The sequence below is a fragment of the Mesobacillus maritimus genome (genome assembly GCF_019749255.1).
GTDB lineage: Bacteria > Bacillota > Bacilli > Bacillales > Cytobacillaceae > Mesobacillus_B > Mesobacillus_B maritimus_A.
Genome location: NZ_JACWFH010000037.1, coordinates 1 through 22,576, shown reverse-complemented (window position 1 = coordinate 22,576; position 22,576 = coordinate 1). Strand labels below are relative to the sequence as shown.

At 39.3% G+C, this 22,576-nt stretch carries 18 protein-coding genes, 1 pseudogene and 2 riboswitches; of the genes and pseudogenes, 14 read left to right on the top strand and 5 right to left on the bottom strand.

The window, feature by feature from the left end; all coding sequences use genetic code 11:
• Positions 1 to 145 precede the first annotated feature (145 nt).
• The gene (locus tag H0185_RS22500; protein ID WP_221875747.1) at positions 146 to 349 is read right to left on the bottom strand and encodes a YdiK family protein; all 204 of its coding nucleotides are present in this window, start codon (positions 347 to 349) and stop codon (positions 146 to 148) included.
• Positions 346 to 1,083: a CPBP family intramembrane glutamic endopeptidase gene (locus tag H0185_RS22495; RefSeq protein ID WP_221875746.1), complete on the bottom strand. Its 738-nt coding sequence runs from the start codon at positions 1,081 to 1,083 to the stop codon at positions 346 to 348. Before H0185_RS22495 ends, H0185_RS22500 begins: the two co-directional genes overlap by 4 nt.
• Positions 1,084 to 1,481: 398 nt before the next feature.
• Here H0185_RS22495 and groES point away from each other — a divergent pair, with 398 nt between their 5' ends.
• On the top strand, positions 1,482 to 1,766 hold the full coding sequence (gene groES / locus H0185_RS22490) for a co-chaperone GroES (RefSeq protein ID WP_221875745.1): 285 nt from the start codon (positions 1,482 to 1,484) through the stop codon (positions 1,764 to 1,766).
• Between the two features lie 55 nt (positions 1,767 to 1,821).
• The gene (gene groL, locus H0185_RS22485; protein WP_221875744.1) at positions 1,822 to 3,456 is read left to right on the top strand and encodes a chaperonin GroEL; all 1,635 of its coding nucleotides are present in this window, start codon (positions 1,822 to 1,824) and stop codon (positions 3,454 to 3,456) included.
• A 20-nt stretch (positions 3,457 to 3,476) separates the two neighbouring features.
• Here groL and H0185_RS24160 read toward each other — a convergent pair.
• Together H0185_RS24160 and H0185_RS22480 are read right to left on the bottom strand one after the other, a co-directional pair.
• A pseudogene (locus H0185_RS24160) lies at positions 3,477 to 3,614 on the bottom strand (site-specific integrase); the annotation flags it as partial.
• 82 nt (positions 3,615 to 3,696) lie between these two features.
• On the bottom strand, positions 3,697 to 4,344 hold the full coding sequence (locus H0185_RS22480; RefSeq protein ID WP_221875743.1) for a hypothetical protein: 648 nt from the start codon (positions 4,342 to 4,344) through the stop codon (positions 3,697 to 3,699).
• 81 nt (positions 4,345 to 4,425) lie between these two features.
• Here H0185_RS22480 and H0185_RS22475 point away from each other — a divergent pair, with 81 nt between their 5' ends.
• The gene (locus tag H0185_RS22475; RefSeq protein ID WP_246629378.1) at positions 4,426 to 4,668 is read left to right on the top strand and encodes a hypothetical protein; all 243 of its coding nucleotides are present in this window, start codon (positions 4,426 to 4,428) and stop codon (positions 4,666 to 4,668) included.
• A 562-nt stretch (positions 4,669 to 5,230) separates the two neighbouring features.
• On the opposite strand, the gene H0185_RS22470 is transcribed toward H0185_RS22475, so the two are convergent.
• Complete coding sequence (locus tag H0185_RS22470) at positions 5,231 to 5,473, bottom strand: hypothetical protein (RefSeq protein ID WP_221875742.1); 243 nt, start codon at positions 5,471 to 5,473, stop codon at positions 5,231 to 5,233.
• Positions 5,474 to 6,174: 701 nt separating this feature from the next.
• Here H0185_RS22470 and H0185_RS22465 point away from each other — a divergent pair.
• The 11 genes from H0185_RS22465 (at position 6,175) to ptsG (ending at position 22,246) form a co-directional block, all read left to right on the top strand.
• A complete protein-coding gene (locus tag H0185_RS22465) occupies positions 6,175 to 6,663 on the top strand; it encodes a DUF1097 domain-containing protein (protein WP_221875741.1) in 489 nt (162 codons plus the stop codon).
• Positions 6,664 to 7,115: 452 nt separating this feature from the next.
• Complete coding sequence (locus tag H0185_RS22460; RefSeq protein ID WP_221875740.1) at positions 7,116 to 8,324, top strand: FAD-dependent oxidoreductase; 1,209 nt, start codon at positions 7,116 to 7,118, stop codon at positions 8,322 to 8,324.
• Positions 8,325 to 8,343: 19 nt separating this feature from the next.
• Positions 8,344 to 9,606: an NAD-dependent dihydropyrimidine dehydrogenase subunit PreA gene (gene preA / locus H0185_RS22455; RefSeq protein ID WP_221875739.1), complete on the top strand. Its 1,263-nt coding sequence runs from the start codon at positions 8,344 to 8,346 to the stop codon at positions 9,604 to 9,606.
• A gap of 503 nt (positions 9,607 to 10,109) precedes the next feature.
• On the top strand, positions 10,110 to 10,802 hold the full coding sequence (locus H0185_RS22450) for an SDR family oxidoreductase (RefSeq protein WP_221875738.1): 693 nt from the start codon (positions 10,110 to 10,112) through the stop codon (positions 10,800 to 10,802).
• Between the two features lie 247 nt (positions 10,803 to 11,049).
• Positions 11,050 to 12,003, top strand: coding sequence for an AAA family ATPase (locus H0185_RS22445; protein WP_221875737.1), 954 nt, complete (start codon positions 11,050 to 11,052; stop codon positions 12,001 to 12,003).
• Positions 12,004 to 13,221, top strand: coding sequence for a DUF58 domain-containing protein (locus tag H0185_RS22440; RefSeq protein ID WP_221875736.1), 1,218 nt, complete (start codon positions 12,004 to 12,006; stop codon positions 13,219 to 13,221). It abuts the gene before it with no gap.
• Positions 13,218 to 15,422, top strand: a complete 2,205-nt coding sequence (locus H0185_RS22435; RefSeq protein ID WP_221875735.1) for a transglutaminase TgpA family protein — start codon at positions 13,218 to 13,220, stop codon at positions 15,420 to 15,422. Before H0185_RS22440 ends, H0185_RS22435 begins: the two co-directional genes overlap by 4 nt.
• A gap of 32 nt (positions 15,423 to 15,454) precedes the next feature.
• A riboswitch (purine riboswitch) is annotated at positions 15,455 to 15,556 on the top strand.
• A gap of 200 nt (positions 15,557 to 15,756) precedes the next feature.
• Positions 15,757 to 17,310, top strand: a complete 1,554-nt coding sequence (gene guaA, locus H0185_RS22430; protein ID WP_281427672.1) for a glutamine-hydrolyzing GMP synthase — start codon at positions 15,757 to 15,759, stop codon at positions 17,308 to 17,310.
• Between the two features lie 101 nt (positions 17,311 to 17,411).
• Positions 17,412 to 17,513: riboswitch (purine riboswitch) on the top strand.
• Between the two features lie 130 nt (positions 17,514 to 17,643).
• The gene (locus tag H0185_RS22425; protein WP_221875734.1) at positions 17,644 to 18,972 is read left to right on the top strand and encodes an NCS2 family permease; all 1,329 of its coding nucleotides are present in this window, start codon (positions 17,644 to 17,646) and stop codon (positions 18,970 to 18,972) included.
• 139 nt (positions 18,973 to 19,111) lie between these two features.
• Complete coding sequence (gene glcT, locus H0185_RS22420; RefSeq protein WP_221875733.1) at positions 19,112 to 19,957, top strand: glucose PTS transporter transcription antiterminator GlcT; 846 nt, start codon at positions 19,112 to 19,114, stop codon at positions 19,955 to 19,957.
• A gap of 201 nt (positions 19,958 to 20,158) precedes the next feature.
• The gene (gene ptsG, locus H0185_RS22415) at positions 20,159 to 22,246 is read left to right on the top strand and encodes a glucose-specific PTS transporter subunit IIBC (RefSeq protein WP_221875732.1); all 2,088 of its coding nucleotides are present in this window, start codon (positions 20,159 to 20,161) and stop codon (positions 22,244 to 22,246) included.
• Positions 22,247 to 22,576: the final 330 nt, after the last annotated feature.

Here is a 22,576-nt window from a genome sequence, read left to right as displayed (position 1 = left end):
CCTAACGCAGGACATTACTCAAAGAATCGAAAGGCGTTAGGACTGGAACATGGCATTTCTATTTTCTTATGATTAACAAAGGCCTCTTCCGAATTGGAGGAGGCCTTTGTTTCGTTTTTCATTCATAAGTATGACAAGGTAGTCCTTATGACTTTTTTTGAATTTGTTTTAGTTTGAAATGAAATTGAATCATTCGAATTCCAGACCCAATATCAAATGTTGCAAGTAAAACTAAAACATAGGAGAAGAAGCCCCAGCCAGTTTCAGTCACATTAGCAACAGCAAGATAGGTGAATAGTAAACCTAACGCAATATAGACAATGCCTGAAAATAAAGGCGATTGTTTCATAAAAAGTATCCTCCAATAAAACTTTGAATTTGTTCTGCTTTTTTAATCAGTCTCTCCAAATCCTCGCGGAATACTGATTGCACGAGAACGACCATGGTATTCATCGCAACATGAGCAAAGATTGGAACCAAGATCCGCTTTGTTTTGACGTAAAGGTAAGCAAAGGTAAACCCCATTGCTGAGTATAAGATCACATGCTCCGGTTCAAAGTGAGCCAATGCAAAGATCACTGAACTGATGAGTGCGGACAGGACGAACCCCAGTCGTTTATGTAGACTGCCGAAAATAATTTTTCGGAAAACAATCTCCTCTAAAATTGGACCGATAACCGAACTGATTAGAATCACAATGGGAAATGTCTCAATCAGATGGATAATCTGTTCCGTATTTTCAGACCCCATTTCAATTCCCAGAGCCATCTCAATTCTAGCGGCAATATTTTGCGCAAATAAAGCGAGGAATACGCCGAAAATCGCCCAGGCTATAGAAGTGGGTACGGGTGCTGCATTTCTAAGTTCGTTCCCTGTTTTCATTTCCCCCCTAAGGAGGTACAGGACAATGAATAACGTAGCAACAAAGCTAATCACTAGCCAATAAGGGATGGAAAGAGACTGCATTTCAACCGTGCTTTTTCCCATAGCTGTTCCGATTAATAACACAAGGGGAACCCCAATATAACTAGATAATTGCATAATGATATAAGCAATTAAAATAAACCCGTATTCCTTTTTCAATAGTTTTATCTCCTTTACAAAGGCTATCTATTTATTTTACAAGGAAAGCTGGTCGAAGTTCAAATATTGTACATCTCCTCTACATATTAAATGATCGAGGTATGAAGTTTGTCTTCTTGGCAATATTGATAGAGGGCGATGGGTTAATTTTTAATGCCTATTTTAGGTGAAAGCGGCACGAGAGCTTCCGGACGGACCCGCGAACCACTCGTGCATAAAGCGAAATCAACACGCACCTTTCCCATCTCACTAAAAAAGGTGGGAAAAATGAAAAAATTTTCAGCTTGATGCTTGCAAAAATGTAGGCGATTATTTAATATATAAATTGTGTTAGCACTCTGCAGAGGCGAGTGCTAATAAATAAAATCATTACATATTATTTGAGGAGGTTGTTTCACTTGATCAAGCCACTAGGAGATCGTATTATTATCGAGCTTGTTGAGTCTGAAGAAAAAACGGCAAGCGGTATTGTATTACCCGACTCAGCGAAAGAGAAACCTCAAGAAGGTAAAGTTGTAGCTGTAGGTTCTGGCCGTGTTCTAGAAAGCGGAGAGCGTGTAGCTTTAGAAGTTGCTGTTGGGGACCGCATCATCTTCTCAAAATACGGTGGTACAGAAGTGAAGTATCAAGGTACTGAGTACTTGATCTTACGCGAAAGTGATATTCTCGCTGTAGTAGGTTAATAACCTATCCGAAAAAATAGACTAGAATGTTGATAATTTGAGGAGGTAAATAGTAATGGCTAAAGAGATTATGTTTAGTGAAGAAGCACGTCGCGCAATGCTACGTGGTGTTGATACACTTGCAGATGCAGTAAAAGTTACTCTTGGACCTAAAGGACGTAACGTGGTTCTTGAGAAGAAATTTGGTTCACCACTTATTACGAATGACGGTGTAACCATTGCAAAAGAAATCGAATTAGAAGATGCATTCGAAAACATGGGTGCAAAACTAGTTGCTGAAGTTGCTAGCAAAACGAACGATGTTGCTGGAGACGGTACAACAACTGCAACTGTTCTTGCTCAAGCGATGATTCGCGAAGGTCTTAAGAACGTAACTGCAGGCGCTAACCCAATGGGTATCCGCAAAGGAATCGAGCTAGCAGTTAAAACGGCTGTAGAAGAGCTTAAAGCAATTTCTAAGCCAATTGAAAACAAAGAATCCATTGCACAAGTTGCAGCGATTTCTTCTGCTGATGAAGAAGTTGGTCAACTAATTGCTGAAGCTATGGAACGCGTTGGGAACGACGGCGTTATCACAATCGAAGAATCTAAAGGCTTCACTACAGAATTAGATGTAGTAGAAGGTATGCAATTCGACCGCGGATATGCATCTCCTTACATGGTAACTGATTCTGATAAAATGGAAGCTGTCCTAGATAATCCATATATCTTAATTACTGACAAGAAAATTGCGAGCATCCAAGAAGTTCTTCCTGTTCTTGAGCAAGTTGTTCAACAAGGTAAGCCATTGTTGATGATTGCTGAGGATGTTGAAGGAGAAGCACTAGCTACATTAGTAGTGAATAAGCTTCGTGGAACATTCAATGCAGTAGCTGTTAAGGCTCCTGGTTTCGGTGACCGTCGTAAAGCGATGCTTGAAGACATCGCTGCTCTAACTGGTGGAGAAGTAATCACAGAAGAGCTTGGCCGTGACTTGAAATCAGCAACAATTGATTCTCTTGGACGCGCAGCGAAAGTTGTTGTAACAAAAGAAAACACAACAATCGTCGAAGGTGCTGGAGACAGTGCTGAAATCGGTTCACGTGTAAACCAAATTCGCGTTCAATTAGAAGAAACAACTTCTGAATTTGACCGTGAAAAATTACAAGAGCGTCTTGCTAAATTAGCAGGCGGTGTAGCAGTGATCAAAGTTGGTGCCGCTACTGAAACTGAATTAAAAGAGCGTAAACTTCGTATCGAAGATGCCTTAAACTCAACTCGTGCTGCAGTTGAAGAAGGGATCGTATCCGGTGGTGGAGTTGCCCTTCTAAACGTATACAATAAAGTTGCTGAGCTAGAAGCTGAAGGCGATGTTGCTACAGGTATCAACATTGTTCTACGTGCAATGGAAGAGCCAGTACGTACAATCGCACACAACGCTGGTCTTGAAGGATCTGTTGTAGTTGACCGCTTAAAGCGTGAAGAAGTAGGCGTTGGTTTCAATGCTGCTACTGCTGAGTGGGTAAACATGATTGAAGCGGGTATCGTTGACCCAACTAAAGTAACTCGTTCTGCTCTTCAAAACGCAGGTTCTGTTGCGGCTATGTTCTTAACAACTGAAGCAGTTGTTGCAGATAAGCCAGAACCAGCAGGTGCAGGCGGCGGAATGCCAGACATGGGCGCTATGGGCGGCATGGGCGGCATGATGTAATTAGGGCTTTAAAACCCTAACTATAGGAGAAGGTCTTTCATCAGTTTGCTAAACTGTTGGGAGGCCTTTTCTTCCATATTGGCGGTTATGTGAGCAAAAATATTCATTGTGGTATTAATATCTGTATGTCCAAGCCTCTGTTGTATTTCTTTAATCCCGTATAAAAGGCCAAAAAAAGCAAAAAAAAACAGTATCTATGTAGTTTAATGTGAAAGTAAATGGAAAAATATAGTGATATATCTATCCTCCTCCCGAATTTTCCTCCTCTTTACTCTTTAAAAGCATCTCCAACCATTTATCATCAGGAGTCGCTTGATTGTCATGATATACATCGACTGCATCCTTTTCTTCCATAAGGGACTGTATATCATGAATGTCATTTTCATTTCCAAGAATATTCCCAAAACCTTGATTGTGTTTTTTGTTACTTGTAAAATCTGTTGGGAAATTGTTTCCGAAGTTCACTGCTGAGGCATCTTCAATGGTTCCAATATGAATATCACCGATTGTGAATATAGAGGAAAGGGGATTCCGTTCATTTGCTTTATTCTCCTCTTCTCTTTCAACAAATTTGTATGGGATTTTCTTTTCATTAATGATGATAGAGATGTCTTCCTTTTTTGGTGTTTGTTTACTTCTCAGCTTTTGCTTTTGGCTTGTTGTGGAACGATCCTCCGGAAGGGTGTTTCCTATATTTAAGATGCCACTTACCTCTTTAACATCTATAGACTCCAAATGATAGGACAAGTTTTCAAGATTCAATTTCTCTACATGTTTAATATGCAACTTATAATTTTTCTGCTCATCATTGAGTTTTTCCTCTATGTGAGATATCCTTTTTTCGATATTTTGAAGGATTTTTATAATGGTTCTTTCATTTAAATCCATATGATCTCATCCCTTATAATTATCGCTTTATACATTTGTAACATATCATGTGTTATACATTCATTTGATTGGTGTGAGGAAATGATGAAATTTGAGATTACTGCCCCCCAGATTACGTTTGAGGATATCACCGTAAGTAACATTGAGGATAATTCAGGGGTTTTTATTGGTAAAAATTATCAGTTTTATTGGAGGTCAATAATCAAAAGAAATAATTCAGCTTTCGGGGAGGTGATTGGAAATGAAAATAAGCTATCCAACAATACACATATTGTCCTAAATGATGATAAAGATAATCAACAACCCTTCAATAACAATAGCTAAATTACGTTTTCCTCTCTTTTTTGACTGTTGTATTCCTGTTTATTATATTTCCGCTGCCCTTCACATTGCCGAACCCCTCAGAAGTCTTTTTTTGAACTCTCCAATGATATTGGACATTGTCTCCGAAAAATACACCTGAACTACTTGTGATATGTTGGACCCTAATTGACTTGTACTGAATTTTAACCATCTTTATTACTCCTCTTTACATATAAGGTCTTAAAATTCCCATTTATATAACGATATGCAAGCTTTATATAATGAATTCCTTGAAAGCAAAAAACCATCTATTTAAAGATGGTAAGGAGGGTATTAACTCTGTATAACAACCTGGTTATTTTCCTTTTGATATTGAGAGAAATTCGCATCAATCAAATCATTATCATCAATGATATTAACAACTTGAGCAGCTACATTTTGATATCCAATCATTTTTCCTAATCCATTATTACACTTCCGATTGATCTGCCAATTTATTTGTGAATTATTTCCGGTAAAAACTCCAGAATTTGATGATATAGAAGTAATATTGATATTACTAAAGATTATATTCATAGACATATTAGATCTGAGAAACTGGTTGTGGATTAATATTCTCCGGCTGAGCAATAGGAGTATCACATAAATCTTGATCATTAATAATATTTGTACATCCTAAGATTACGGCATTTACAGAATTCCCATTACCCGAATTAAATTTCCCTTGAGCATTCCAGTCGGGGTGGCTGTTCTGGCCCGAGGCAATAATCGAATTGGAAGACATACTTAAAACATTTATTTGATTAAATATAACAGAAACAGGCACTAATGATTCCTCCATTCATAAAAAGCTTATTTTACTATATGCTGTGAGAAAAAGAATGTGAGTCAGTTAGATTCGATGCCCAAGTATGTATCATCCATTATTTAAAAATTTTAATGCACCCAATGAGAACTTACAAAGTTTCTTAGTATGTTTCCCTTTTAATTATCAGTGGAAAATCAACAAAAAGTAGCATGTGCAAGGGCATTGGTTACGGAGCTGCATTTGTTTTAGCTGGTGAACCTCCTATTTTTGAACCCACATTAAAGAAATTACAAACACTCAATGATAAGAGTGAATACTGCATTTTAGTAGAAGCCTCTTATAAGTTCAGCAAACCTATGAGAGGCTTCTTTTTTCATTTTTTACAGTATTAATGTTAATGATAAAACACATTTGATTTGTCTCGTCGCCACAGTGTTCTAGTCACTTTCATAGTCACCTCTAAGCCTACCCTTGTTTATCTCTTACGTTATTGAGTTTCCCATTCCCATTCAATAGGTCGTGCCAATGTTAAGTAGTGTAAGAATAATGTTAAGAAATTATTGTGAACGAATGGATAGATGTATTTACTCCCTTATTTCATAGGAATAGAATTACCTTATGAGCGCTAGAAATGTGTAATTAAAAGTGGAAATAGAATTGTATTGATTTTTATGCTAAGTATTTTACAATAATAATTGTTCATCAGAAAGGTGGTACTAATGGCTAGTATAATAGCAACGGGTTTGTTGTGTGGATTGTGGACCTTAATTTCTACGCCTCTTGGGTTATTGGGCTGGGCAGGCTTTGCTGGGTGCACCACGTATTTTACCCTTGGAGCAGGCGGGAGCAAAGATATGAGAAAAGCTATGCTCTGTAATATCGCAGGCGTAGGTTGTGGGATGTTAATCCTATTATTAACGAATATGACGGGAATACCTAATGGGGCTGCTATTTTCAGCGGGCTTGTTACCTGCCTTATGTGTGTATTGGGCGCAAAAGTATTGCCGATTAATTACACGCCGGGAATCTTTATGGGGTGTTTCTCGACGTTTGCTGCTAACGGGAACTGGTTAATTCTTGTAATATCTTTAGTATGTGGGGCCGTACTCGGATTCTTATGTACGAAACTTGGAGCTGCTTTTTCAATTTGGGGCCAGAGGTTTTTGCCAAAACATGACCAAATGGTAACGAGTAAGTTGAAGAATTAAGAAAAAGTAATGGAATAAAAGTATCTTGTTTTGACTAATAAAATAGGATGGATAATGGTAGAAGCTTCTTATAAGTTCATTGAGCTTATGAGAAGCTTCTTTTTATGTTTACCATTCGAATGAAGTTCCAATGTTTAGAAATGTAAGATATGTAGGAATATTGTTAAGAAAGTATTGTGAATTAATGAACGAAGTTGTTTACATTCCTTTTTTTAGTAATAAAATAATCTTGTAAGTACTAAAGTTTGGGAATACAAAGTGAAACTAGGACTGTATAAAACAAACATGCTCAACATTTCACAAGAATTTTCCGTTAGAAAGGAGTTATTGCTTGCGCCCCGGAGGCTTCAACCAAAAATACCGTAATGGTAATGGTAAGGATGAATCATTTGAGTGATAGGCTTAAGAGTTTCTGCTAGTTAATGAGTGAATAAAAATAGGAGGTTTATGATATGACTCGAACTTCAGTTTTGGAATATGAACCAACAAAAATAGAAGCTTATGATTTCCGCAGAGCAATGGAAGAGGCTTCTCGCTGTTTACTATGTGAGGATGCACCATGCAGCAAGGGATGCCCGGCCAAAACAGACCCTGGAAAATTCATACGCAGTATTCGCCTTAAAAATGTGAATGGTGCAGCAGAAACCATCCGTGAAAACAATATCCTTGGTGCCAGCTGTGCTTTGATTTGTCCTCAGGAAAAACTTTGTGAAAAGGAGTGCAGCCGCACTGGTATTGATCGTCCAATTCAGATTGGAAAGCTTCAACAGTTTGCGATGGAACATGAAAGAGCATTAGATAAAACCTATTTATCTAAAAAGGATACATATACCGGTAAACGTGTTGCGTGCATTGGTTCAGGACCTGCCAGTCTAGCCTGTGCGGCAGATTTAGCCAAAGAAGGGGTTGAGGTGACTATTTTTGAAGAACATCAAAAAATAGGCGGTATGCTTCGCTATACAATTCCACCTTTCCGTTTGCCGGATTCAGTGCTAGATCAGGATATTAGTCAGCTTGAAAAACTAGGTGTCAAATTTGAACTTAATCATCGAGTTACACCTGCTGAATTGAAGTATTTACAGCAGGAATATGATCAAGTCTTTGTCGGTGCAGGAACATGGCAACCGAAGAAGCTGCCTATTCCAGGGGCAGATCTTCCTGGCGTTGTATTAGCCCTTGACTTCTTAGCACAAGCGAAAGAAAACCATAAAGAAATGGCTCCTCTTGGTGATGTAGTTATTATTGGAGGCGGAGATGTCGGTATGGACTGTGCGGCAACAAGTAAACTCCTTGGTGCAACTAGCATCTATAATGTTTTCCTAGAATCCTTGGAAGGAGCACCTGCCGTTCAGAGTGAGAAGGATTTTGTTTTTAAATTGGGAATTTCGTTAATTTCTGAATTCAAACCAGTTGAATTTATCGGCAATGGAAAAGTAGAAAAAGTTAAATTTCAACATATTACGAACGAATCTACGATTCTATTAAAGTGTGATACAGTCATCCTGGCAGTTGGGCAAAAAATGAGTGAGGATACATGTTCCCTAAAGGAATCGGAGCATATCTTTATCGGTGGAGATATGGCCAATGGCGGAAACACAGCTGTTCAGGCAATTGGTGAAGGTAGAATCGCTGCTGCAAAAATTATGGAGTCTTTCAAATAAGAGGAGGTTGGAGCATACCATGAAAAAAGATTTATCCATTGAATTCTTAGGGGTACGTTGTGAAAATCCGTTCTTCTTGTCATCTTCGCCTGTAGTCAATAATGCAGAGCAAATCTCTAAAGCACTTGATGCCGGCTGGGGAGGAATATTTTATAAAACAGTCGGAATAAAAGGGATGGACGAGTGCTCACCGAGATTTGATACATTAACAGATGGTTCCCAACAGTGGAACGGTTTTAAAAATATGGAGCAAATTTCAGAAATGTCACTAGAACAGAACGTGGAAGAAATTAAAAAGCTGAAAAAGAAATATCCTAACAAAGTAATCGGTGTCAGTATTATGGGATCCACCGAAGAGGAGTGGATAAAAATTACTGAGGCTGTAACAGCGGCAGGAGCGGATATGCTTGAACTGAACTTTTCCTGTCCACAGATGACAAGCCATGCGATGGGTTCTGATGTTGGTCAAAATCCGGATCTAGTGCGCCAGTATACGAAGGCAGTGGTAGATCATACCCATCTTCCGGTTGTGGCCAAGATGACGCCAAACATTACCAAGATGACTGTTCCAGCTATTGCTGCAGCAGAAGGCGGGGCACATGGAATTTCCGCCATTAATACGATGAAAAGCATCGCCAACATCGATTTGGACAATATTACAGGAAAACCAGTTGTCAACGGTAAGTCCTCTATTTCGGGTTACTCCGGAAATGCGGTTAAACCAATTGCCTTAAGATTCATTACCGAGATGAATCAGTGTGAAGATTTACAAACTGTGCAGTTTAGCGGAATTGGCGGGATTGAAACGTGGCAAGATGCCTTGGAATTTATTCTCCTCGGCTGTCGTAATGTTCAAGTCACCACCTCTGTTATGCAGTATGGGTACCGTATTGTCGAAGACATGATTAGCGGATTAAGTCACTTCATGGATGAGCGTGGGATTGATTCACTAAATGAACTAGTAGGCATTGCTACAAAAAATATCATTCCTGCGGAAGAGTTGGACAGATCCTTCCAAATCATCCCTACTATTAATGAAAGTAAATGTGTAGGTTGTGGCAGATGCTATATCTCTTGTTTTGACGGCTCTCATCAGGCAATCGAATGGGATTATGAAAACAGAAAGCCAATCATTCTTGAAGACCATTGTGTTGGCTGCCATCTTTGCCTTAATGTCTGTCCTGTTCAAGATTGTATCACACCGGGAGAAGTGGTCTTCAAAGATGGCCGAAGGAATAACCGATCTGGAGAAGACGTGGTTAAACAATTGGCTTATGTATAATTGAAATAGAGATTGGCATACAATGTCCAGTTAAATGGACAAAGAATGAAAAAGGGTGTTGCCTATTTGGCTACACCCTTTTGCTATTAGCTATTTTTACGAATCTATGACAATACATCGTTCTTACCTTTACCAACCTTAAAACCGAGGGTGGTCTACTTATTAGAAGAATAGTTAATCGACGAACTTCAACATGTTTCACGTGTAACATGTCGTTTATTGGTGGGGACATTATCGCAATCATAGGCAGGCACTCATTACTCTCATTAACTTTGGATTCAACAGGTTCGAAGCTACTTTTGCTTATGAAAAACAACAAAGTTTGAGAAAAGAGCCAATGCTAATGTTAATATCATAGGTGCCCCAATAGTCTTCCTTCGGATAAAGTTTGGAAACGGAACTTTAACAAAGGCTTTTCATCAAGTTGTCTAAACTTATGAGGAGCTTTTTGGTTGGGAATGATAGGAGCAGTATAACTATTAAATCATAAAGGATTGAGGACAATGGATCAGGAAGTAGTCGTTATTACTGGTGCTGGGAGCGGTTTAGGAGCTTCCTTGGCAAAGAAATACTCAGAAATGGGTGCACACATCTGCCTACTTGGACGCAATGAAGGAAAGTTACAGAATGTTGCGGACCTTTTACATAATGAATATTCAATTTACCAACTGGATGTATCGGTAAAAGAAGAAGTGGACAAAGTCTTTCAGGCAATTTATCAAGAGGTTGGACCTATCGATTTATTGATTAATAACGCTGGCACAGGTGTATTCGCCTTAGCTGAACAAATTGATGAGAAATCTGTGCATGATATGATTGATATTAATTTAAAAGGTACAATCTTTTGTTCACAGGCAGTCCTACCGAATATGAAACAAAGAAATAAAGGCATAATCGCCAATATTGTCTCTACTGCGGGATTAGAAGGAAAAGTAACTGAGTCCGTCTATTGTGCAAGTAAATTTGGTGTCAAAGGCTTTACGGAAAGTTTATTAGCTGAACTAAAAGATACTTCGGTAAAGGTATATGGAGCATATATGGGTGGAATGAAGACAGAATTTTGGAGTGGAATCTACAGTGAGGAGCAAACCAAAAATCTCATGGAAGCAGATGACGTCGCAGATATCATAATTGATAATCTAAAACCAAGAAGAAACCTGTTCGTACCCCAAGTTGTGATTAAAAATAAGTTCTAATATCGATCAAAGATTTCAAAACTCCTCTTGGTGAGGGGTTTTTTGTTTAGGTTGATTTAATACATTCTATATCCCACCCAGGTTTACCATCTGTCTTGTATAAAAAAAGGTATTTAATTTTACAAAAAGTTATTATTCTAGTTTATCGTTAATTTAACAGAAAATAGGGAAAATGACGTATAATTAAAGAAACAAAAATGAATCTAAAGTTTTATTACATAAACAAGCGATAGGGGAGGAAACAGAAGTGAGTACTCAAATCAACCCTGCAATTGAAAGGATATTAGACAATATTGATAAAGTAATGACAGGGAAACGAGACGTGGCGGAATTAAGTCTTGTTGCACTGCTTTCAGGCGGACATGTTCTTCTTGAAGATGTACCAGGTGTTGGAAAGACGATGATGGTCCGTGCACTGGCAAAATCAATCAGTGCTGAGTTGCGACGAATACAGTTTACTCCAGATTTACTTCCTTCAGATGTGACAGGGGTATCCATCTATAATCCAAAGGAAATGGAATTCGAATTTCGTCCGGGTCCAATTATGGGGAACATTATTCTCGCGGATGAAATTAATAGAACCTCACCGAAAACACAGTCAGCGCTCCTTGAGGGGATGGAAGAAAACTCAGTGACGGTGGATGGAGTGACCCATAAGCTTGAAAAGCCGTTTTTTGTTATGGCCACCCAAAACCCTATTGAATATGAAGGAACCTATCCACTTCCTGAGGCCCAGTTAGACCGATTTCTACTTAAAATGAAAATGGGCTACCCAACGGTACATGAGGAAATCGAAGTGTTGAATAGGGCCCAAAAGGTTCCACCAATTGAGGACCTAGAGCCAGTTGTTGATTTACTTGAGCTTCAAAAATTACAAAAAGAGATGATGGATGTCTATGTGGATCCGTCCATCAGGCGGTATATTGTGAACCTTACTACAGAAACCCGCTCCCATCCTAAAGTTTATCTTGGAGTTAGCCCTCGTGGGTCGATTGCCTTGATGAAAACGGCCCAAGCTTTAGCTTTTAGTAGAGGAAGGGATTATGTTCTTCCAGATGATATCCAATATTTAGCCCCATTTGTCTTCTCCCACAGAATAATTTTAAAATCAGAATCTCGGTATGAAGGCCTTTCTACCGAAGATATTGTAACGGAAGTGTTAGCCTCTGTGCCAGTACCGATACAAAGGCTTGTGAAGTAAATGAGACAATTCTCTCAAAAGGTGAAGGAAGTCTGGAAGTTAACTCTCCTAGTGCTACTCATTGCCCTAACCTTCTCTTATGCCATGTTTGAAGGTGGATTTGGAAGTTGGTTTCTTTTTTATAGCTTTTTGCCATTTGCTCTCTACTCTTTCTTTCTAGCTTTCTATCCGTTAGCTGATTTTAGTGGGAAAAGGGAGTTTGATCATAAAATCTTTAACTTCGGTGAGGAAGTAACAGTGAATCTTACCCTTAAAAGAAAGTTTCCATTTCCACTACTCTATATCATTGTGGAAGAGCAGGTGAATGGGGTTATTTCTTTGAACGGGGACCAAACGCAGAGAAAGCAACTTATATTTCCATGGTTTAGGAAAGAGCTGCATCTTCAATATACTTTAGACAAGCTAAATCGAGGGGAACATACATTTAAAGGGATACGTATTAAAACGGGAGATCTATTTGGAATCATTGAGAAAGAACGATTTATCATGATTGAAGATAAAATGGTTGTTTATCCCGCCTATGAGGAAATGATGTACAGGCTAAAAAATAGTCAGTTTGACCAAGGGACAGCTGCAACGAATGAACAAGTTCACCGTGATACGACCATGTCAGTCGGTGTCCGTGAGTATCAGCCGGGAGACCGCTTTTCCTGGATAAACTGGAAGGCAACTGCGAAGCGGAATGACTTTATGACAAAAGAGTTTGAACAGAGAAAGTCACAGGCCGTTTTGCTAGCGATGGATTGTGCACCTGACCCACATTTCGAAGGGATTGTTACATTCGCAGCGTCAATGATTAGGTCCATCCTTAAAAAAGGGGCGCAAATCGGTCTCCTTGCTTGCGGTGATGAACGGTTCCGGTCCCCAATTAAGGGAGGGGAAAGTCATCAGCAGCAGCTTTTTTATCAGCTGGCAAAGATACAATGTAAATGTCCCACGCCCTTTGACCAAATAATTGCTTCGGAGGATTTAGGTGGAAGTCAAACGAGCACCATTATGCTTGTAACAGGAAAACTAACAGATCAGTTGATTGAACGTTTAGCCTTTTATTCAAGCAGAAGTGGGAACAGCGTTATTTTTTTGATAAAAGGGAAGCATGATGTTTTTAGTAAAGAAGAACGTCATTTAGCCAGTATAGCTCGCGCTAAGGGGATCCAAGTGAACCTTATGCACGAAGGTCACTTTGCAGAGAATCTTTCGGAGGTGAGTGGAGGATGATTTCGACAAAGGTTCAGATGAATTTTGCCACCTTTCTCCTTTACACTTTCTCCTTTTTCTTGCTTTGGGAATGGTTACGGCCAGTAGAACAGCTCACAGATACAGGAAATTTAGGGGTATTCTTGGGGTTTATTATCTTAGCCCTAATACTGGCTTTTCTAAATGTACCACCCTTACTAAAGTGGTTAGTCAAACTGGTGTATATCCTGCTTCAAATTCAATCCATTTATTATGATGGATCCATTTTGAACGTTTCTTGGCTGGGCACTTTTTTTACAGATGTAACTAGAAACCTAGGGTTAGTCTGGAATGGGGATTTTATGGGGCTATCAAACCCATTCCGTACGTTATTATTCTTTATTCTTCTCTGGATAATGGCTTATCTCATTCACTATTGGATCCTTAAGACAAGGAGAATCTTAGTTTTCTTTTTTATGACAATACTCTTTATTACGGTTCTCGATACCTTTACTCCCTATGAGGGAGATGGAGCCCTTGTAAGAAGCGGGATTGTTGGATTTTCAATCATGGGAATGCTTACGTTTTATCGGTTGGTTGAGAGGGAAAACATCCAGTTGAAAAATCTTCCTACAAGGAAGTGGGTGGTGCCGTTAGCCATTATGATTGCAGGTAGCGCATTCATTGGGTATGCAGCACCAAAGTCAGAGCCAATTTGGCCAGACCCAGTTCCAGCCTTTTTAATAAATAAGAATGGGGATGGAGGAGAGGGTGAGAGACGAGCAGGGTATGGGAGTGATGATTCAAATTTAGGTGGTCCGTTTGTAGGAGATGGTACGGTAGTATTCAGGGCGGAGATGGAACAACGTCACTATTGGAAGGTAGAAACAAAGGACCATTACACTGGGAAAGGTTGGAATGTTCTAGTACCAGATTCATTTAATGAAAATTCCTTTCTCGATTTTAGTGAAAATTCTCCTATCCCCATCACATCCTTTCATTCAAAGGATCCTGAAGATACCAAATCTAGTACGGTTTTTAATCAATTTGATTACGGACATATTCAATATCCACACGGTGTAGTAAAGGTGGAAACAGAGGAATTATACTTATACAGGTTAAGCCCTTTAACCGAAAGAATTTCCGCTTTTAGGGACCTTGAGCCTGAAGCTCCGTCTTCTTATACCGTCGAGTATAAGGTGCCTTCTTTTCAGGTGGAGACATTACAAAACGGAATGCCTTCCAAAGACGAGTACTATATGAACTATATTTTAAATAACTATACTCAACTTCCGGAGAACCTACCTTCTAGTGTTAGAGACTTGGCTTTGGAGATTACCGAAGGCAAGGAGAACTGGTATGATCAGGTGGAAGCAATTGAAAACTATTTTCATAGTAATGGATTTGTATATGACCAGGTTAATGTGGAGGTTCCAGAAGAAGGGGAAGATTATGTAGCTCAGTTTTTGTTTGAAACGAAGCGGGGCTATTGTGATAACTTTTCTACTTCGATGGCTGTGTTGCTACGGACGCTTGATATTCCAACCCGATGGGTCAAGGGCTATACTTCTGGTGATTACATTAGAACCCTAGACTCTGGTAATCGCATGTATGAAGTAACAAATAATCATGCTCATTCCTGGGTTGAAGTCTATTTTCCTGAAGTAGGTTGGGTACCTTTTGAGCCGACTAAGGGCTTCTCAAACAATATCGCGTTCAGCTCTGAAACAAATAGAGTGACTCCAGTTGATATGGAAGAAACACAGGAAACAACTGCTCCTATACCAGATCCTCCTGAATTAGAAGAGGCAGGAAGCTCGGCTAGTTTTACAGATAATATTAGCAACCAATGGAAGGGAAAGGTTGGGAACTTTTTTAAAGATCAACATAAGGGAATAATCCTATTGTTCGCTTTTATTATTGGGGTAGGAACGTATTTAACCAGAGGGAAATGGCTCCCGCACTATTACATTTTTATTTATAAATCTAAAAAAGAGGATAAGCATTTTCCATCTGCATATATAACTTTATTATCCCAACTTGAACGTTTCGGGTTAAAACGGAAATCCGGTCAAACCTTAAGAGAGTATGCGCGAGTAGTAGATGCCCGTTTAGAAGGGCGAGAAATGAGAGTTTTAACAGACCGATACGAACAATTTCTCTATCGTGGAAATTTGAAAGATGGTACATGGTCAGAAACGAAAGAAATGTGGGAAGAGTTGATGAAAAAAATAGTGACTTGACCTAAAAATTAATATATTGGTACAATAATTTAGTAATTTAATAGGTGTACCTTCGTATATACTCGATAATATGGATCGAAAGTTTCTACCAAATCACCGTAAATGATTTGACTATGAAGGCAGAGTGTATTCATTAACTAGAATTCTGCCTTTGTCATATGACGAGGGAGAATTCTAGTTTTTTTTATTCGTTTTTGCGGAAAAATAAAGATATTCTGGGTGTGGGTAACGTCTGCATCCAGCTCCAGCGTCTAGCCCCTCGGGGCTGACCAAGGCGCTTGGGCTTTTGTACTTAGTCGTAAGAGAATTTAACTTACTAATTGGGGTGACCGACTTGTCAAACAAATTGGAATTGCAGGATCAGGAAATGATTGTCGTATTAGACTTTGGTAGTCAATACAATCAATTGATTACGAGAAGAATTAGAGAGTTTGGGGTTTACAGTGAACTTCATCCCCATACCATTACAGCAGCTGAGATAAAAAAATTAAACCCTAAAGGAATCATTTTCTCTGGTGGACCGAATAGTGTTTATGATGATGGTTCATTCCGTTGTGATGAGGAGATTTTTGAGCTAGGTTTGCCGATATTGGGCATTTGCTATGGAATGCAGCTAATGACAATGCATTTCGGAGGCAAAGTAGAACCAGCAACCAACCGTGAATATGGGAAAGCCTTGTTAACATTAAATCATCTGAGTTCAATTTTCAAAGACACACCAGCTGAACAAACCGTTTGGATGAGTCACGGTGACTTGGTTACCGAGGCACCTCCGGGATTCCGAATTGATGGTGTCAATCCTTCTTGTCCAATCTCAGCAATGAGTGATGAAGACCGTAAATTATACGCTGTTCAATTTCATCCGGAAGTACAGCATTCTGTGTATGGAAATGATCTGTTGAAGAACTTCGTTTTCAATGTGTGCAATTGTACTGGTGATTGGTCGATGGAAAACTTTATTGAAATTGAAATGGAGAAAATCCGTCAAGAGGTCGGCGATAAAAAGGTTCTTTGTGCGCTAAGCGGTGGAGTCGATTCATCGGTGGTTGCAGTTCTGATTCATAAAGCGATAGGTGACCAGCTAACTTGTATCTTCGTTGACCATGGTCTGCTTCGTAAGGATGAGGCAGAGGGAGTTATGAAGACATTCTCTGAAGGTTTTAATATGAATGTTATTAAAGTAGATGCTAAGGATCGTTTCCTTAATAAGTTAGAAGGAGTCTCAGACCCAGAGAAGAAGCGGAAAATCATTGGGAACGAATTTATTTATGTTTTTGATGATGAAGCAACAAAACTTGAGGGTATTGAATTCCTTGCCCAAGGGACTTTGTATACCGATATTATCGAAAGTGGTACGGCAACCGCACAGACGATAAAATCACACCATAATGTTGGTGGATTACCAGAAGATATGCAATTTAAATTGATCGAGCCGTTGAACACATTGTTTAAGGATGAAGTGAGAGCACTTGGTACCGAACTTGGGATTCCGGACGAAATTGTTTGGCGTCAGCCATTCCCAGGACCAGGCCTTGGAATCCGTGTCTTAGGAGCCATCACAGAAGAAAAGCTTGAAATTGTTCGCGAATCGGATGCGATTTTAAGAGAAGAAATCAGATTAGCGGGTCTTGAGCGTGAAGTGTGGCAGTATTTTACGGTCTTACCTGACATCCGCAGCGTTGGAGTAATGGGTGATGCTAGAACATATGATTACACGATCGGAATCCGAGCTGTTACATCCATCGATGGGATGACATCAGACTGGGCACGAATTCCATGGGATGTACTTGAGAAAATTTCAACAAGGATTGTAAACGAAGTGCAGCATATTAATCGTGTTGTTTATGATATTACGAGCAAGCCACCAGCAACGATTGAGTGGGAGTAGAAAGAAAAAAGTATACACGAACATTTATTGACGAACATTTAAAAATGTTCGTCTTTTTAATTGACCTAGGTAGAAATACCTGTTAATATAAAGATGAAATTAATAAATAACCACAATATCGTCGTATAATCTTGGGGATATGGCCCAAAAGTTTCTACCGAGCTACCGTAAAGAGCTTGACTACGCTGATTGTGAAAAGTTTAGGGTGTATTTGCAATAATCTTTTTTACTTTTTATCCCTTTCTTTTCCAATATACAGCTACTGTCAACGCTCCGATACTCTCGGTGCGTTTTTCTTTTGGGGTGAATGGATAATCAGGGAGGAATAACTAGATGAAAAAATATTTTCAATTTGAGGAGTTAGGAACGAATTACCGTCGTGAATTCATCGGAGGGCTAACGACCTTTCTGGCGATGGCTTATATCCTAGTCGTCAATCCATTGACTTTAACTCTTGCGGATGTACCAGACCTGCCTGATGCCATGCGGATGGATACAGGTGCAGTCTTCGTTGCTACAGCGCTATCAGCTGCATTAGGTAGCATAATAATGGGACTCTGGGCGAAATACCCAATTGCACTTGCACCAGGAATGGGTCTAAATGCATTCTTTGCTTATACCATTGTTTTAGGAAACGGAGCTCCATGGCAACATGGGCTTGCGGCAGTTTTTGTTTCAGGAATCTCCTTCCTCCTGTTAACAATGTCAGGATTGCGCGAAAAAATCATTAATGCAATCCCTTCAGAATTAAAATATGCGGTTAGTGCCGGAATTGGACTCTTTATTACTTTTATTGGTCTTAAAAATGCAGAGCTCATTGTGAGTGACCCTGCTACCTTCGTTGCTTTAGGAGATTTAACGAAACCAGAAACGCTCTTAGCCATCTTTGGTCTACTTGTAACGGTCATTATGATGACTCGTGGAATCAACGGAGCTGTATTCTTTGGAATGATTATTACGGTGATTGTCGGCATGATTTTCCAATTGATTCAAACACCGGACCAAGTGGTTGGTGCAGTTCCAAGTCTTGAGCCTACATTCGGCGCTCTATTTTCAGCATTTAGTGATGTTTCTTTCTATACAACAACAATGCTTGCTACTATCCTTACCTTCATGTTTGTAGATTTCTTTGATACGGCGGGAACTTTGGTGGGGGTAGCGAACCAAGCAGGTTTAATGAAAGATAATAAATTGCCAAGAGCAGGGAAAGCTTTAGCAGCAGATTCAGCAGCTACCATTGTAGGGTCTGTTTTAGGAACATCAACCGTCACTTCCTATGTTGAATCGTCATCAGGTGTTGCTGCTGGAGCAAGAACAGGTTTTGCGGCCCTAGTTACAGCGGGATTCTTTCTCCTTTCAATGTTCTTCTTTCCAGTATTATCAGTCATTACTTCACCAGTAACGGCACCAGCATTAATCATTGTTGGGGTCCTAATGGTTGCATCATTAGGAAAGATTGATTGGGCACGTTTTGAGATTGCTGTTCCAGCATTTTTGACCATCATTATTATGCCGCTGTCCTATAGCATCGCAACAGGGATTGCTGCTGGATTTATCTTTTATCCAATTACAATGATCATCAAAGGGCGTTCAAAAGAAATACATCCGATTATGTACCTATTATTTATCATCTTTGTTTTATATTTTGTTTTCCTGACTTAAATCAAGAAATAGGAGTCCAGCTATCAAGTTGGATTCCTTTTTTTTACTATAATGAAACCGATTGCTTTATTGATTGACAAGCACTAGTTGCTTATATACCATGAGAATATTATGCGAATTGTAAAAGTAGGGAATGTAAATGGCTAGCTTGCTAATAAAAAAAGTTTTGAATAATAACGTACTAATTGCGAGCCACCCTGAATATGGGGAGGTTGTATTGATTGGAAAGGGAATTGGGTTTAATCGTAAACAAAGTGAAACCTTTGATTCTGATAGTGCCGAAAAACTTTTTGTCTTAAAAGACCAAAAGGAACAGAAAAACTACATTAAGTTGCTCCCGTACTTAGAGAATGAATTGCAACAAGTAATCATCTCAGCAATCCAACTAATTAATAACGAAGCTGGAGAGAAGGAATTGAATGAGCATATCCATGTAGCGTTAACCGACCACTTACTTTTTACCGTTGCTCGCCTGGCTCAAGGGATGGAAATTCGCAATCCGTTTTTAATCGAAACGAAAGCGCTATACCCGAAAGAGTATAAGATTGCGAAAGACGTACTGGATTTGTTTAGAAAGAAAAACTTAGTGGATTTGCCTGAAGGTGAGGCAGGGTTTATCGCTTTACATATCCACAGTGCGTTAACCAATAAAGAATTATCAGAGGTAAATCAGCATTCTCAATTAATTGGGCATTTAATTGAAATGATTGAAGAACAATTCCATTTTAAAATAGATAAGGAAAGCGTAGACTACATGAGGTTAGTCAGGCACCTCCGCTTTGCGATTGAACGAGTAAAAAATGGGGAAAAGGTAGAAGAACCAGAAAAAATTACAGCACTATTGAAAGAAGAATACCCAGTATGTTATAATCTTTCCTGGAAACTTGTTAAAGTGATGCAACAAACATTAAGAAAACCAGTTTTTGATGCTGAAGCGGTGTATCTCACCATGCATTTACAAAGGCTTCAGAAGAAAATAAAATAGTACTTATTCTACTTTACGTGTTACTGATACGATCAGGCATGAGTGAAGAAGATAGTTAAAAGAAGTAAATGGGGTAAAATACCCTGTTTATGGGTACATTACCCATAACTTCCTTTAATTGTTTTCTCGCTCATGCCTTTTTTTATTGGTCTAATGTTTGTTACTAATCCTTGATAAGTAAAAATGGATAGGAGGATTTATATGTTCAAAAAACTTTTTGGCGTTTTGCAAAAGGTCGGTAAAGCGCTAATGCTTCCAGTTGCTCTTTTACCTGCGGCAGGTTTGTTGTTAGGGTTTGGAAATGCCATGCGACAAGAAACAATGCTAGATTTGCTTCCATTTCTGCAAGCTGACTGGATTCAGCTCGTTGCCAAAGTAATGGAAGACGCGGGTAGTGTTATATTTGGAAACTTAGCTCTATTGTTTGCCCTTGGTGTGGCTGTAGGGATAGCGAATGACGGGGCGGCTGGTCTCGCCGCACTTGTTGGCTATTTAGTTTTCAATCAGGTTATGGGTTCTTGGATAGGTGTTACCCCGGAAATGGCTTCAAGCGATCCTGGTTTTGCTAGTGTATTAGGGATTCCAACACTTCAAACAGGTGTGTTTGGAGGGATTATCGTAGGTCTTATCGCTGCCTATAGCTTTAATCGCTTCTATGATATTGAAATGCCAGCGTTCCTTGGGTTCTTTGCAGGAAAGCGATTTGTACCAATTGCAACAGCTGCATTTTCATTTTTAGCTGGATTAGTACTGTTATTCATTTGGCCGTCTATCCAGAGTGTGATGAATAGTGCTTCTCTTTGGTTGATTGAAGAAGGAACTTACTTTGCAGTTTTCCTTTTTGGATTCATTAAAAGGTTGCTCATTCCATTTGGATTGCACCATATTTACCATGCGCCATTCTGGTATGAGTTTGGTTCCTATACGAATGCCGCTGGTGAGCTAGTTCGTGGGGATATGACAATCTTCTTTGCACAATTAAAAGATGGGGTAGAAATAACGGCTGGTAACTTTATGGCTGGGGAATTTCCAGTTATGATGTTTGGTTTACCTGCTGCAGCACTGGCGATGTATCATACTGCACGACCTGAAAAGAAAAAGGTTGTAGCTGGATTACTTGGTTCAGCGGCATTAACTTCCTTTTTAACAGGGATTACAGAGCCACTTGAATTTTCGTTTCTATTTGTATCACCACTCTTATTCTTTATTCACGCAGTGCTCGACGGTCTATCGTTTATATTAATGACTGTTCTTAGTGTGAATATTGGCTATACCTTCTCAGGAGGGTTTATTGACTTCTTCCTATTCGGAATTCTACCGGGAAGAGAGCCTTGGTGGATTGCGATCCTATTAGGTCTAGCGTATGCAGTTGTGTATTATTTTGTCTTCCGTTTTATCATTGTAAAATTCAATGTGAAAACTCCAGGTCGTGAAGATGCGGAAGAGGCACAAGAAGGCACAAAAGGACAAGCTGGGGATTTACCTTACAATGTTCTTGAAGCGATGGGTGGCCAACAAAACATTGCTCATCTAGATGCTTGTATTACTCGTCTTCGTGTATCTGTAAACGACATTAAACAAGTAGATAAAGAAGAATTGAAAAAGCTAGGGGCAGCTGGGGTCCTTGAAGTAGGAAATAACATTCAAGCAATCTTTGGCCCTCGTTCAGAAACTATTAAAGGACAGATGCAAGATATCATTAGTGGAAAGAGACCTCGTCCAGTTGAAACCAATCAAGCGTTAGAAGTGGAACAGCAGATTGAAGAGGTGAATCCTGAAGCACTACAAACGAAAGAGCATGATAGTGGGGACCAAACTGGCAGTAAGGTAAACGAGGCCTTTGTTTCACCACTTAAAGGTGAGATTAAGCCTATTACGGAAGTTCCAGATGCTGTGTTCTCTGGTAAGATGATGGGAGATGGCTTTGCTATCGTTCCGTCTGAAGGGGTAGTTGTTTCACCGGTAAACGGTAAAATCGTCAATTTATTCCCAACAAAGCATGCTTTAGGGATCATGTCGGACGGTGGCCGCGAAATCTTAATTCACGTTGGAATAGATACGGTTACTCTTAAAGGCCAAGGTTTCGAAACATTGGTCAATGAAAATGATAAAGTTGAAAAAGGACAGCCTTTATTAAAGGTTGATCTAGACTATATCAAGCAGAATGCAACATCCATTATTACGCCAATCGTATTTACAAACCTAACTGAGGGTGAGAGCGTTACTCTTAAGAAAACAGGAAATATCGACATGGCTGAAGAAGAGATTATTGAAATTAGTAAAAATTAATAAACTAAGGTCCCCAGAGCAACTCGGGGACCTTTTGTTTTTTTGTGATAAATTTATAGAAAAAAGGTTGACTCTAATTGGGCAGGGTGGTATTATATAAAAACAGTCGCAAAAAGATGTAGTGATTGTAGTGGTTTTTATCATAAACACTTTCGTCTACAACATAAAAGAAATTAAAAATGTTGTTGACAATGAATGTGAAACCATGATATATTAGTTGAGTCGCTTCGGTGGCACAAACGAATTGCTCTTTGAAAACTAAACAAACAAGCGTCAACAAACAATATTAATCATGTTTCTTCTATTATAGAAGAACATGAGCCAACGTTT

Coding starts and splice junctions, on each gene's coding strand:
- H0185_RS22500 (WP_221875747.1), bottom strand. CDS start 349: ATGAAACAATCGCCTTTATTTTCAGGCATTGTCTATATTGCGTTAGGT.
- groL (WP_221875744.1), top strand. CDS start 1,822: ATGGCTAAAGAGATTATGTTTAGTGAAGAAGCACGTCGCGCAATGCTA.
- H0185_RS22480 (WP_221875743.1), bottom strand. CDS start 4,344: ATGGATTTAAATGAAAGAACCATTATAAAAATCCTTCAAAATATCGAA.
- H0185_RS22475 (WP_246629378.1), top strand. CDS start 4,426: ATGATGAAATTTGAGATTACTGCCCCCCAGATTACGTTTGAGGATATC.
- H0185_RS22465 (WP_221875741.1), top strand. CDS start 6,175: ATGGCTAGTATAATAGCAACGGGTTTGTTGTGTGGATTGTGGACCTTA.
- H0185_RS22460 (WP_221875740.1), top strand. CDS start 7,116: ATGACTCGAACTTCAGTTTTGGAATATGAACCAACAAAAATAGAAGCT.
- preA (WP_221875739.1), top strand. CDS start 8,344: ATGAAAAAAGATTTATCCATTGAATTCTTAGGGGTACGTTGTGAAAAT.
- H0185_RS22450 (WP_221875738.1), top strand. CDS start 10,110: ATGGATCAGGAAGTAGTCGTTATTACTGGTGCTGGGAGCGGTTTAGGA.
- H0185_RS22440 (WP_221875736.1), top strand. CDS start 12,004: ATGAGACAATTCTCTCAAAAGGTGAAGGAAGTCTGGAAGTTAACTCTC.
- H0185_RS22435 (WP_221875735.1), top strand. CDS start 13,218: ATGATTTCGACAAAGGTTCAGATGAATTTTGCCACCTTTCTCCTTTAC.
- H0185_RS22425 (WP_221875734.1), top strand. CDS start 17,644: ATGAAAAAATATTTTCAATTTGAGGAGTTAGGAACGAATTACCGTCGT.
- glcT (WP_221875733.1), top strand. CDS start 19,112: ATGGCTAGCTTGCTAATAAAAAAAGTTTTGAATAATAACGTACTAATT.
- ptsG (WP_221875732.1), top strand. CDS start 20,159: ATGTTCAAAAAACTTTTTGGCGTTTTGCAAAAGGTCGGTAAAGCGCTA.